Origin of the sequence: Actinomadura graeca (assembly GCF_019175365.1) — a bacterium.
Lineage (GTDB): Bacteria > Actinomycetota > Actinomycetes > Streptosporangiales > Streptosporangiaceae > Spirillospora > Spirillospora graeca.
Genome location: NZ_CP059572.1, coordinates 5665319 through 5677895, shown reverse-complemented (window position 1 = coordinate 5677895; position 12577 = coordinate 5665319). Strand labels below are relative to the sequence as shown.

The window sequence follows — 12577 nt, the reverse complement described above, 5'->3', positions numbered from 1 at the left end:
AAGGCGGTGTCGGATCGGGGCAGTGGCGTTCGTGGACGTAGTGAAGCCGCCCGACGGAGGTGGCACAGGAAAAGGGAGCACCACCATGAGCACCACCTTCACCGTCGACTTTTTCTGCAGCCTCGACGGCTACGGCATGGCCAGAGGCTGGCCCGGATACTGGGGGAAGGAGGGCCCCGAGATCCGCGAGGACCGGGTGCGGACCTTCGCCCAGGAGCAGGTGCTCGTCTTCGGCGCGACGACGTTCCGGCAGTTCCGCAAGTTCGTGGCCGAGTACGACGAGCCCTACTACGACAGCCTGAACGAGCTGCCGAAGATCGTGTTCTCCAGCACGCTCGAAGACCCGCTCGGGTGGCGGAACTCGACGGTCCTGAACGAGGACGCGGTGACGGCGATCGAGCGCCTGAAGCGCACCACGGACGTCCCGATGCGCTCGCACGGCAGCGTCTCACTGAACCGCGCCTTGCTTGCCGCCGGCCTCGTCGACCGGATCGAGGTCATCATGTTCCCCGCCATTTCGGGTCGCGCCGGTGAGGCCGCGCTCTTCCACGGCGGGGCGGAGTTCGACCTGGAGCTCATCGAGTCGACCGTGCTCGACGGCCGGACGCAGAAGCTCGTCTACACCCCGCACCTTCACGGCGAGATCCCCGAGGGCGTCGGGCCGCGGCGCCGAAACGCGGGATAGGCGCGGGACGGCCGGACGGGCAGCGGATTCGACCAGGCGGCCTGTGATCACCGGCTTGGGGTACGGCCCGTCGTTTGCTTTCGCCGGCCGGTCGTGTTCATCCGTCCGTTCTTCTTTGTGCGCCGATTTCGCGGACGGCTTCGAGCAAGGGCACGCGTGCGGCTTCGAGCACGTCCTTCCGGTTGGTGACAATGTTGATCGCCGCGCGCACGTCCCAGCCCGGCAGGGGCGCCGCGATGCCGTACGCGCCCGGGTTGAGTTCGGCGTGCGTCACGATGTGCCCGCGCTCCCGGGTCGCCGCGACGCGATCGGGGTCACCGGGACGGGGCGGGCCCGAGGCGAGGGCGGCGAGGCCGCCCGCGCCCTGGTCCAGTGGGTCGCGATTGCCGAGGCGGTAGGAGAAGCGGGGACCGTTGGTCGGCGGCTCGGCGACGAGGGTGGTGACGGCGTACTCTCCTCGCACCTCGACGAGGGACGCCGTGGCGTCGACCGTGAGCGCCAGGCGTCGCAGCACCGGTTCGGCGATCTCGCGCAGTTGCGGCCGGGTCCGCTGGGAGATCTCGGTCACCAGGGAGCCGACGCGGTAGAGGCCCGCCTGGTCCCTCGCCGCGAAGCCGGTGCGTTCGAGGGAGACGAGGAGGCGGGTCGTGATCGATCTGTGCAGCCCGCAGGCGGCCGCCACCTGGGCGACGGTGAGGCCGTCCGGGTGCCTGCTCAGTTCGACCAGCACGGCGAGCCCGCGCTCCAGCGTCTGCGAGCCCGCGGGCGCGTCGCCCTTGTCTTCTGTCGTCATGGTGGTGCCATCTGCGGAGGGGTCATGGTCTGGACGGCCGCATTCGTCCCGCGGGACCGTCCGGCTCAGGCCGTGATCAGACCGAGGGCCGCCAGGTCGGCGAGCGGTTCGTCGATGCTGCACGAACCATAGGAGAGAAACCCCTGCCGTGCCCTTCGGAGTGCGGCGGCGGGGCAGGCCGCCAGCCTGTCGGCGAGGACGCGCCCGTCGCGTTCGCCGAGGATCGGAACGAGCCCGTGGACGGACGCGCCGTCCTGCGCCGCCGCGGTCGCGAGCAGGATGTTGAGGTAGCCGTGATGCTCGAAGCCGGTGTCCGCGCCGGTGTGCCGCACGGCGTTGTGCAGCCCGGCCGTGCACTTGAAGGGGACGGCCGACCGGACCGCCCCGTGGATCCATGAGGCGACCTCGTCCTCGTCCGGGAAGGCCGCGGCCTCGGTGCCGCCCGTGCGGAACTTCAGGCGGAGATCGCTGGCGGCGGCCGCATCGAGGACGCCGGTCCATTCGGGGTGGCCGGGACGAGGCGCCTCGACATACGCGGGGCTCGTCCCGCGATCATGCGCGGCGATCACGTCCACCTGTGGCGTCAGGGGTCCGGGACCGAGCTTGACCTCCAAGCCGGCGAGCACCAGCGGGCCGGTCCGCACCAGATCGAGGACCCCGGACAGTTCGTCCGGCGACGGAAGGACGACGCTGACGCGGATCCCCTCCGGGAAGAGGTCCGGCGTGGCGAGTTCCGCGAGTGTGGCGAGGTCCTGCGCGCTCACGATGAACGGCCCGACCAGCGCGCGGTGGTCGGAGCGGAGGTGCGCGGCGTGAGCGACTACGGCGTCGGGCAGGGGGGCCAGTCCCGGAGGGAACACGGCTGCGTCGTCCACCAGGCCCGCGAAGTGCGAGGGGATTGACATAGTCCGCCACCCTAACCCAAAGTTCTCGATAGTAGAACATAGTGTGACCGATAATCGGTCATTGAGAGGTGGAGTGGTGGCGTACTACCGGCAGGTCGGTGAGGTGCCAGACAAGCGGCATATCCAGTTCCGCGACGACGACGGCAAGCTGTATTACGAGGAACTGATGGGCGAGGAGGGCTTTTCCTCCGACTCGTCGCTGCTGTACCACCGCGGCGTCCCCTCGGCAATCGTCGCCAGCGAATGCTGGGAACTTCCCGACCCGTCGCTGGTCTCCAACCATCCGCTCAAGCCCCGGCATCTCCGGCTGCACGACCTCTTCGGCACCGGGGACGCCGGACGGACGGACGCGGTCACCGGCCGCCGCCTCGTCCTCGCCAACGATGACGTCCGCATCGGCTATGTGGTGGCGGGAGCGGCGTCGCCGCACTACCGCAACGCGATCGGTGACGAGTGCGTGTACGTCGAGTCCGGGCGGGGCACCGTCGAGACGATCTTCGGTGCCCTCCCCTACCGGACGGGCGACTATGTGGTGATCCCCCGGGGCGCCACCCATCGCTGGGTCCCGGACACCGGCGACGGGCCCAGCCGGTTGTACGTCATCGAGGCGAACAGCCACATCGCCCCGCCGAAGCGCTATCTCTCCCGTTTCGGCCAGTTCCTGGAGCACGCTCCGTACTGCGAGCGAGACCTGCATGGACCAGGCGACGTCCTCCTTGCGGACGGCCGGGACGTCGAGGTGCTGGTCAAGCACCGGGGCGACGGACCCGGCGGGGTGGTCGGCACACGCTTCGTCTACGCAGGTCACCCGTTCGACGTGGTCGCCTGGGACGGGTGCCTCTACCCCTACACGTTCAACATCGAAGACTTCATGCCGATTACCGGGAAGATCCACCAGCCGCCGCCGGCCCACCAGGTGTTCGAGGGCCACAACTTCGTGATCTGCAACTTCGTCCCGCGCAAGGTCGACTATCACCCGCTGTCGGTGCCCTTGCCCTACTACCACTCCAATGTCGACTCCGATGAGGTCATGTTCTACGTCGCCGGCGACTACCGGGCCAGGAAGGGCTCGGGGATCGCGGTGGGCTCGGTCTCGCTCCACCCCGGCGGCCACGCCCACGGGCCGCTGCCGTCCGCGATCGAGGCGTCGCTCGGCGCCGAGGGCTTCGACGAGACCGCGGTCATGGTCGACACCTTCGCCCCGCTCAGGCTCGGCCAGGCCGGCGTGGAGGTGGACGACCCCGCCTATGCGTGGGCATGGGCCGGCCGGAGCGGCGTGCCGGCCGGGTCGAAATGATGCCGGACGACACCGGCGTCGGCCACGGACAGGTGCGCGGAGACTCGCCGATGCCAGAGGGTCTCGACGAAGGCTCAGCTGCGAAGGGGACCCAATGCCGTCATGCGCTCACCGATGACGGCCGCCGCGGCCGCCGCCAAAGCAGCCGTCTCCTGAATAGGCAGGGGTTCGAACGCCAATACCTCAATGGCTATGAGGGGTGTGCTGCCCGGACGGGGAACCGGCGCGGCCAATGACCACGGGCCTCCCGTCCTGGCCTGCGTGACCACGGATCCGCCATTGTGGATTTCGATATCGGAGTGCGTGGAACGGCCGAGGAGGGCCGCGCCGGACGGGGTGTCGACAGCGGGGAGGCGCAGGCCGATCTGGTAGGGCACATGCACGGGCGCCGTCCCCGGCTCGACGATCAGCAGGCACACCATGTCGGTGCCGTCGAGACGCTGGAGAACGGCGGTGGAGCGCGTCTGGTCGGCGAGCGTGCGCAATGGCTCCTGCGCTATGGAGCGGATGTCGGAGCGGGCGGCGCCGGACAGTTCCACGATGGCGAATCCGAGCAGGTAGCGGCCATCGTCCTCCTGCCGGACCATGCCATGACGCTCAAGGGTTCCGAGCAGCCGGTAGGCGACCGTGCGATGGATCTGCACGTGACGGGAAAGGGCCGCAACCCCCAGGCCGTTCGGGGCGCCCGCCAGGGCCTTGAGTATGCGGATGCCCTTGTCGAGCGTCTTCGAATCCGCCCGCGGCGCCGCCGTCTGCTGCTCGTCGCCGGATCGCGTTGAGCTCTTCTCCACGATGCCCTGAGCCCTCTCTGTCCAAGTTCCGCGTCCAAGGGTGCCCTGGTGAACGGCTCGGCGGGGCCCTTGACACCGGCTGCGCCCATTCTTACCATCCGGGGAACGAAAACAGCACCTATAGGTGCGAATATAGCACTCCGCCGCGAAGCCGCGCAACCCGACCCCGTCCTCGCCGCCCCAGGGGGCCCTCAATGTCCGTGAGCAAGACGACGCCCACCCCGGCCGTCGACACCATGAAGGCCGTCGTCCTGAACGCCCCCGAAGGGGTGGGGGCGCTGACCTGGTCGACCGTTCCACGCCGCACGCCGGCCCCGGCGGAGGCGCTCGTGCGGGTGCACGCGAGCTCGGTGATGTCGGCGGATCTGCCGACCCTCGACGGGGTGTCCGCCCCCGGCCCGGGACTGCCCGGCCCGCGGTTCCCGATGGTGATGGGCAACGAATTCGTCGGCGAGGTCGTCGAGTGCCCCGGTGGCGAACTCGCCGTCGGGCAGAAGGTCGCGGCCGGGTTCGGCGGCTACGGGTTCACCCGCGACGGCGGCCAGGCGGAGTACGTCGTGGCCCGCTGCCGGGACCTGTGGCCCTTCACCAGCGACCTGCCCTGGACGACGCTGGCCGCGCTGCCGAAGGCGTTCGGCAGCGCGGAGATGATCAAAGAGGCCGTCGGGTGGAGCCGCGGCGAGGTGCTGCTCGTCCGCGGCGGTTCCACCGCGATCGGGACGGCCACGGCCTCGCTGGCCCGCCTGGCGGGCGTGACCACCGTGGGCACCACCCGCAGCCCCGCCAAGGCCGAGGAGATGCGCGCGGCCGGCTTCGACCACGTCCTCGTCGACGGCGACGACCTGGCGGCCCGGGTCGTCCGGCTGTTCCCCGGCGGCGTCGACGGCGCCGTGGAGATGCTCGGGTATCCCCACGTCGTCGAGACCCTCAGGTGCGTCAGGCCGGGCGGCACCGTCTGCATGGTCGGCATCCTCGCCGAGCAGGCAAGGTCGCGGGCTACGGGCGAGCCTCAGGACCGTCTCGCGCCGGTGGCGCCCAGCCCGCAATGGTTCATCCCCGCCGGCGTGCGCCTGACCACCGCCATGCAGAACGGCGTCACCGTCATGAAGGTCCCGGACCCCCAGCTCGACCACATGCAGGAGTGGGTCGACGGCATCGCGGAGGGCCGCATCACGGTTCCCGTGCAGGCCGTGTTCCCGATGTCCCGCGCCGCCGACGCCTACCGCCTGCTCGAGAGCAGCGACCGCATCGGCCGCATCGTCCTTGAGGCCGGCCCAGCCGCTTGATCCACGAACGGAGAACGCACGTGAACGACACGCACCTCCCCTCCGAGGGCCTCGGCTCGACCCGGCCCAGCCGCCGCACGGTCCTTCGCGCGCTCGCCTACACCGGGGCGGGGGCCGCGTTCGGGACGTCCCTGATCGGCTGCAGCGCCGGCTCCGGCGGCACCGGCGCCGCCGATGTCGCCAAGGGCCCCGGCCCGGGCGGCTACGCGCTCGACCTGGGCGGATATCAGGGACCCGTGCCCCGCACGTCGCAGATGACCCTCAGGGTGCTGCGGGCGGACACCTCACCGCCGGTCAACGACTGGTACGCCAAGGCGTTCGCGGCGTTCCACGCGGCCTTCCCGAACATCAAGATCGCTGAGGAGCGGGTGCCGTTCGGCAGCCTGCAGCAGAAGGTCCAGGTGTACATCCAGTCCGGCGACGCCCCGGACATCATGATGGGCCGGACCGACCTGACCGCCTACTACGGCGCCGGCAAGCTGGCGGTGCCCCTCGGGCCGTACCTCACCGCCGATTTCGTCCGCAAGCAGCGGGCGTCCGTCGTGGACGGCGCGTCGGTGAACGGCGACCTGCTCGTCATGCCGTGGGAGGACGGCATCCCCATGGTGGTGTTCAACCTCGATCTGTTCGCCAAGGCCAAGGTCGATCCGCCGGCCGAGCTCACACCGCGGCAGGTGACGTCGGGGTGGACCGTGGACGACTTCCTGGCCACGCTGGGCCGGCTCAAGGAAGGGCTCGCACGCTCCGGGGACCAGTCACTGTTCGCCCTCGAAGCGTCCACGCTCGGCAACGGCGGCCCGGGCTCGAACTACGGCGGGTTCGAGGGCCACTTCATCCGCATGATGGGCGATCCCCAAGCGGCCAAGACCTCCGACGAATACCGCACCTGGGCCGCCGTCGACGAGGCGGGCCGCAAGGCGTCCGGCTATCTGGACTCCAATGGAGCGATCCAGGGAATGCGCAACTACCAGAAGCTCTTCCAGGACGGCCTCACCCCCAAGGGCGCCGTCCCCAAGCAGTTCGCCGGTGGGCAGGCGGCCATGGGATGGGAGGCGATCGCCCTCATCAACCGCTACACGGGCAGCCCGGCCGACAAGCTCAAATTCGAATGGGGGGCGACCGTGGTGCCCCGGGGCACCACCTTCTTCGGATGCAACCAGGCGGAGGCGCCCTTCGTCTGGACGGGAAGCAAGAACCAGGCGGAGGCCGTGGCGCTTCTCGCCTTCCTCTGCAACGACAAGAACCGCGTCGGTTACCACACCGTCCGCGGCTCCGTCCCCGCCCGCGACGACATCATCCCCTCCCTGCCCGTCTACGCCGGCAAGGCGCAGCAGCTGGGATTGGCCGCGGCGAAGCATTTCGTAGGCGCCCCCAAGACGGCCGGCTGGTCGGACTATTCGACCGCCGCGAACAGCGCCATCCGCAACATCGCACTCGGTGCGGATGTGGCGACGACCCTGCATGAGACCGCCACCAAGGTCGACGGCCTTCTGAAGAAGTATCGCTAGCCGGAAGCCACGGGTCGTCCCGAGATACACGGCGCGATCGGACGCAGAAACCACGGAGGAGCACATGACCGCGAAGACCGCGCGAGGCGGCCGCCGACGACGAGAGGCGATCACCGCGGGCCTCATGCTGGCTCCGGCCTTCATCGGCGTCGTCCTTTTCCAGTACCTGCCGCTCGCGGATGTCCTCAGCACGAGTCTTCGCCGCGTCGACCCGTTCACCCGCGCGCCCGTGGGCGGGCCGAGCCTGACCAACTACTCCGAGATCCTGGCCGACCCGGACTTCCGCCGGGCACTGCTCAACACCGCCCTCTACATCGCCATCACCATCTGCCTGGAAATACCCGTCGCCCTCATTCTCGCGATCACGGTCAACCAGCGCCTGCCCGGATCGCGGGCGTTGCGCGCCGCCGTCATCGCGGCCATGGCCGCGTCGGAAACGGTCGGCGCCCTGGTGTGGTCGCAGATGTACGAGTCGGCGTTCGGAATCCTCAACTCGACCCTGGCGGCGCTCCACCTGCCGCAGCAGCCGTTCCTCACGTCCGAGCACCAGGCCCTCGCCGCGATCACCGTGATGTCGGTATGGCGCGGCGTCGGGCTGCCCATGCTGATCTTCCTGGGCGGTCTGCAACTCATTCCCCAGGAGGTGTACGAGGCGGCGAAGGTGGACGGCGTCGGCCCCCTACGGACCCTGCTGCAGATCACGGTGCCGCTGCTCAAGCCGTCGCTGGTGGTGGCGGCGTTCATGTCCATGCTGTCCGGCGCCCGCATCTTCACCCCTATCAGCGTCATGACGGACGGCGGCCCGAATGGCAGCACCGGCAATCTCATCTACTACTCGTACCAGCAGGCGTTCAGCTTCCAGGCGTTCGGACCGGCCGCCGCAGCCGCGGTGGTCATGCTGCTACTGCTGGTCGTGCTGTCGGTCGCGCAGGCACGAATTCTGAGGAGTGAGTAGTGCTGGTCAAACATGAAACCGGCGCGATCAGGACAGCGGTCCCGGCGGCGAGGGCACGACGCCGGCGCCGTACGGCGCGCTCGGCCCAGTCGGTCGTGCTGAGCGTGGTGGCGTTCCTGTTCGCCTTCCCCATCCTGTGGATGTTCACCTCGGCGTTCAAAGGCACGAAGGCTGTCGTCGAGGACGCGTTCCCGCTGACGTGGAAGAGCTTCGTGCCCGCCCATCCCACCATGGCGAACTTGGCGCGGCTCTTCACCGACCTGCACTTCGGCCGCGACTTCGTGAACACGCTCATCGTGTCGGTGGCCCAGGTCGCGCTGACGCTGGTCGTCGCCACCCTCGCCGGTTACGCGTTCGGGCGGCTGCGATTCCGCGGACGGGACGTGCTGTTCGCGGCGACGCTGCTGGGTGCGTTCGTCCCGGTCGAGGCGATGGTCATCCCGATGTACGGGGTGGCGAAACACCTTGGACTGCTGTCCACGTACCCGGGGATCTTTCTGCCGTTCGCGTTCAGCCCTTTCGCCATCTACCTCATGCGGCAGAGTTTCAGGTCCCTGCCGGACGAAACCTTCGAAGCCGCCAAGCTCGACGGCGCGGGAATCCTGCGGACGTTCTGGCACGTCGGCCTGCCCGGCGTGATCCCGGCACTGGCCAGCCTCGTCCTCATACAGTTCATCAACTCCTGGAGCAACTTCTTCTGGCCCCTCATCGCCATGCAGGACCCCGCCAAGCAGGTGGCGCAGGTGACGATGGCGGGTTACGCGGACAACGCGAACACGCCCCTCTACGGAGAGATATTCGCCGCGTCGACCCTGCTCACCGTGCCGCTGGTCTTCCTGGCCCTCGGCCTGCAGCGCTACTACGTCGCGGGGATGGCCAGCAGCGGCCTCAAGTAGCCCTGGCACGGCGATCCACCATTCACCGCCCCGGGTCCTTTGTGCCGGGATCCGGTACGTCGATTTCCCAGAGGAGTACTGACATGTCTTCGGCTCGTCCTGAGCCCGAACCGGCGCCGGCCACGATGACGGCCGCGGTCCTGGAGCGGCCGATCGGCCCCGACGGCATTCGCGTCCAGCGCGTACCGGTGCCGCGGCCGTCGCCCGGTGAGGCTCTCGTGCGGGTACGCGCCGCCACCGTCATCTCCTCGGAACTGTCCACCCTGTGGGGGGTCGCCGACCCGGACGGCCCCTCGTATCCGATGGTCCTGGGCAACGAGTTCGCGGGCGAGGTCGTCGAATGCCCGGGCGGTGAGGTGCCGCTCGGGCAGAAGGTCACGACTGCGTGGGCCGGGCACGGATGGACGCGAAACGGCGGGCACGCCGAGTACGTCCTGACACCCGCGGACGATCTCATCACCTACGAGTCCACCTTGGACTTCGGAACGGTCGCGGCCATGCCCAAGGCGTTCACCCGGGCGGGGCTCGCACGCCGGACGCTGCGCTGGCGGCCGGGCCAGGTGCTGCTCGTGCGCGGAGGCACCACCGCCATCGGGCTCGCGACGGCGAGCATCGCGAGCGCGGACGGCCTGACCGTCATCGGAACGACCCGATCGGCGGCCAAGCATGCCGCGCTGACGCGGCTGGGGTTCGACCACGCCGTCCTCGACGACGACCGGCTCGTCGCACGGGTGCGCGCGCTCGCGCCCGACGGCATCGACGTCGCGCTCGACACGCTCGGCTACCCGGCCGTCGTGGACACGATGCGCTGCATGGCCGAAGGCGGGACCGTGGCCCTCATCGGCCTCCTTGAGGAACAAGCACGCGCACGGCGCAACGGCCGGCCCTTGGACGGGCGCACGGGCGTCGCCCCCAGCCCGTTCCACTACATCCCCCACGGCGTGCGCCTCACCACGGCGAAGCACAAGTGCCTGAAGCCGACGGATTCACTTCGCGACTTCTTCGGTGAACTCCAGCCGTGGATCGACGGAGTGCAGGACGGCACGTACACGGTCGCCATCGACCGGGAGTTCCCCCTGGACGACCTCGCAGCCGCGTACCGCTACCTCGCCCGGCAGGAGGGAGTCGGAAAAGTGGTCATCCGCATCGGCTGACCCCCGCCCGGCGAGTGTTTCGTTGCTCAATGGGCAGGGTCCGTACACCCAGTTGTACCGCGCGTCGGCCGCGATCCCGCTCAGAGCGCCGCCCGGCCGGGCAGGCCGCGGTCGCGTCGGCCACGCCGGCCACGCCGGGCGGTCCGCGGTCGAGCCGGTCAGCCTGCGGCACACTCGGGCAGCTCGCGCGCCCCGCGCAGCGGGGAAAAGAAGATCAGCAGCCGGCCCGTCGCGAGGATCACGGCCCCGGCCCAGAGGGCGGAGCGGGCACCGGCGCTCTCGCCGAGGACGCCGGCGAACAGCGCACCGGGCGCGAGGGCGCCGGTGAGCAGGCAGCGGAACGTGGCGTTCATCCGTCCGAGCAGATGGTCCGGGGTGACGCGCTGCCGGAAGCTGACCTTGATCAGTTGTCCACGCCCGCCTTGACGGTGATGAGCAGCCAGGCCAGGGCGGCCGCGCACAGCCCGGCGCCGCGGTCCATCAGCGGCACAAGGAAGCCGAACGGCGCGACTACCAGGCCGCCGGGCCACATCACGCGGCCCTCGCCGGCACGGACTGCGAGCGGACGCACGACCAGCGAGCCGAGCAGCACCCCGCCGCCACCGACGGCCGAGTAGAGGCCGAGGGCCCCTCCGACAGTCCCAGCTCGCGGACGAACGCACCGGCAGCATCGTGAGCGTCACCTGGAATGCTCAGCGCGTCCAGCCACTACGCGACGGGGACGGAGGCAACCAGGCCCGCGCACAGCAGGCGGCGACGACCTGGACGACGCGCCGCCGGGTCCGGTCGACCCAGACCCCGGCGGGCAGTCCGACGAGCAGGTAGGCCACCATGCTCAACGCGCTCAGGGCGCCGACCTGGCCGGGCGAGGCGTCCAGCTCGGTCACCGCCAGCAGCGGGATCGCCAGGTCACCGATCTGGAAACCGAGCTTGCCCGCGGCCGCGGCGGCGAAGACGAGGCGGAAGTCGCGGTCGGCGAACAGCAAGCCCCGGCCGGCCTTCGCCATGGCTTCGTCCGGGCCCGGTGTCGTGGTGAACATGGCCCTCTCCTGGGATAGGGCATGATCATCCCATCCGACCGGTCGCGGGCGGCGCCGCGGCGGCTGCCTGGCGATGCTGTCGGATCCCCGCGTACCGGCGATGTTCACGTAGGACGAAGGCGCGCTCGACCGGGTCCCGCCGTGGACGCGGGGCCTGGTCACGGGACGCGCCGACGTGGACGGCACGGAGCCGATCTCGTCGAATACTGCCGGGAGCACCGCGCCGAACTGACCCTCAAGCCGCAGGGCGGGTTCAGCGGCATCCGGGCACGTCCGGCGGGGGTGGCGCTGTCATCACCGAGGACGCCCGGCAGGCCGCCCGCACTATGGGCATCTTCACTTACTCCTAGCGCATAGGGGCGGTACTCAGCGAGAACGTGGGCGCCCGAAGGCGCCGACCGCGTCCGGTCCATGCCTCGGCGTCGCCGGGTCATTATCGGCGCACGGCAGCCCCTGGCGAAGGCCGCCCGGCTATTGCGGGCAGACCAGGGTTCAGGGAGCCACCGGCGACGCCGAGCATGGACGCCCCGGTCACCGGCGTGGTGCCGCAGAAGCGTAACGGGAGCGTTGCGGGTCAAGGCGGGGAGTAAGTGGTCGGCTGTGGAAGAGGGCTAAGAGACGGTCACCCTGGTGTCGTCGACGTAGTAGCTCTTGAAGAACCTGTAGGTCGAGGCGATCATGACGGCTTGGCCGACGCAGATCTGACCACTGGAATTCGGGGTCACCGTGGCCTGGTAGCGGTACTCGTACCAGCCCGCGCCTTCCTCATGACCGGTGGTCCCGAGATTGGTGAAGCCCTCCCAGTTGCTTTCGATAGGCCCCTTCGGGTCCGCGATGCAGTCGGCTCCGCTGTAGGCCAGGACGTGATTCTTGCCTCCGGTACCGGGGCCCGGCTTGTCGTTGCTCCAGAACCAGAACGACAAATCGACCTTCACCGGACTGGTCGTGCCGACCTGGAACTGGCGATCGGAGTACACCAGGCCGCAGTCACCGACGCCGTTCGTCCGGAATTCGAGGCTGTGCGTCCCGGTGCGGGCCTTGGCGGTGGAATGCACGATGCTCGAGTTGTGCCGGGTAGGGCAGTCCTGTGCCCCGGAGGTCTCGTCGGTCTTGGCCGACCATCCCTCGAAGCCGTTCTCGTAGCCGAAGTCGTAGGACGCGGCGGTCACAGCGGTCACAGCGTCGGCGAAAGCGGCGTTTCCCAGCAGCATGCCCGCGGTGGCGGCTCCCGCCGTGATGAGCGCCTTCAGATTCACGTGTCCCTCCT

At 69.6% G+C, this 12577-nt stretch carries 14 protein-coding genes; 7 read left to right on the top strand and 7 right to left on the bottom strand.

Translation table 11 applies throughout. The features are described from left to right. Positions 1–85 precede the first annotated feature (85 nt). Positions 86–685, top strand: a complete 600-nt coding sequence (locus AGRA3207_RS25310; RefSeq protein ID WP_231329501.1) for a dihydrofolate reductase family protein — start codon at positions 86–88, stop codon at positions 683–685. Positions 686–782: 97 nt separating this feature from the next. On the opposite strand, the gene AGRA3207_RS25305 is transcribed toward AGRA3207_RS25310, so the two are convergent. Together AGRA3207_RS25305 and AGRA3207_RS25300 are read right to left on the bottom strand one after the other, a co-directional pair. Continuing rightward, a complete protein-coding gene (locus AGRA3207_RS25305) occupies positions 783–1478 on the bottom strand; it encodes an IclR family transcriptional regulator (RefSeq protein ID WP_231329500.1) in 696 nt (231 codons plus the stop codon). A gap of 65 nt (positions 1479–1543) precedes the next feature. After that, positions 1544–2383, bottom strand: a complete 840-nt coding sequence (locus AGRA3207_RS25300; RefSeq protein WP_231329499.1) for a hypothetical protein — start codon at positions 2381–2383, stop codon at positions 1544–1546. Positions 2384–2459: 76 nt separating this feature from the next. On the opposite strand from AGRA3207_RS25300, the gene AGRA3207_RS25295 reads away from it, so the two are divergent. After that, positions 2460–3680: a homogentisate 1,2-dioxygenase gene (locus AGRA3207_RS25295; RefSeq protein ID WP_231336386.1), complete on the top strand. Its 1221-nt coding sequence runs from the start codon at positions 2460–2462 to the stop codon at positions 3678–3680. 74 nt (positions 3681–3754) lie between these two features. Here AGRA3207_RS25295 and AGRA3207_RS25290 read toward each other — a convergent pair whose 3' ends face one another. Then, positions 3755–4471, bottom strand: a complete 717-nt coding sequence (locus AGRA3207_RS25290; RefSeq protein WP_231329498.1) for an IclR family transcriptional regulator — start codon at positions 4469–4471, stop codon at positions 3755–3757. Between the two features lie 194 nt (positions 4472–4665). Between AGRA3207_RS25290 and AGRA3207_RS25285 the strand changes: the two genes are divergently transcribed. From AGRA3207_RS25285 to AGRA3207_RS25265, 5 genes are all read left to right on the top strand, one after another. Beyond that, on the top strand, positions 4666–5757 hold the full coding sequence (locus tag AGRA3207_RS25285; RefSeq protein WP_231329497.1) for a zinc-binding dehydrogenase: 1092 nt from the start codon (positions 4666–4668) through the stop codon (positions 5755–5757). Positions 5758–5777: 20 nt separating this feature from the next. Next, a complete protein-coding gene (locus tag AGRA3207_RS25280) occupies positions 5778–7265 on the top strand; it encodes an extracellular solute-binding protein (RefSeq protein ID WP_231329496.1) in 1488 nt (495 codons plus the stop codon). 64 nt (positions 7266–7329) lie between these two features. Continuing rightward, entirely contained in the window at positions 7330–8220 is an 891-nt protein-coding gene (locus tag AGRA3207_RS25275; protein WP_231329495.1) for a carbohydrate ABC transporter permease, read from the top strand. Then, positions 8220–9116, top strand: coding sequence for a carbohydrate ABC transporter permease (locus AGRA3207_RS25270; protein WP_231329494.1), 897 nt, complete (start codon positions 8220–8222; stop codon positions 9114–9116). Before AGRA3207_RS25275 ends, AGRA3207_RS25270 begins: the two co-directional genes overlap by 1 nt. A gap of 83 nt (positions 9117–9199) precedes the next feature. Next, entirely contained in the window at positions 9200–10270 is a 1071-nt protein-coding gene (locus tag AGRA3207_RS25265; RefSeq protein WP_231329493.1) for a zinc-binding dehydrogenase, read from the top strand. Between the two features lie 158 nt (positions 10271–10428). Here AGRA3207_RS25265 and AGRA3207_RS25260 read toward each other — a convergent pair whose 3' ends face one another. From AGRA3207_RS25260 to AGRA3207_RS25245, 4 genes are all read right to left on the bottom strand, one after another. After that, complete coding sequence (locus tag AGRA3207_RS25260; protein WP_231329492.1) at positions 10429–10623, bottom strand: hypothetical protein; 195 nt, start codon at positions 10621–10623, stop codon at positions 10429–10431. Positions 10624–10673: 50 nt separating this feature from the next. Beyond that, positions 10674–10862, bottom strand: a complete 189-nt coding sequence (locus AGRA3207_RS25255) for a hypothetical protein (protein ID WP_231329491.1) — start codon at positions 10860–10862, stop codon at positions 10674–10676. A gap of 100 nt (positions 10863–10962) precedes the next feature. Then, positions 10963–11310, bottom strand: a complete 348-nt coding sequence (locus AGRA3207_RS25250) for a hypothetical protein (protein WP_231329490.1) — start codon at positions 11308–11310, stop codon at positions 10963–10965. Positions 11311–11921: 611 nt separating this feature from the next. Beyond that, complete coding sequence (locus AGRA3207_RS25245; protein ID WP_231329489.1) at positions 11922–12566, bottom strand: hypothetical protein; 645 nt, start codon at positions 12564–12566, stop codon at positions 11922–11924. Positions 12567–12577 lie beyond the last annotated feature (11 nt).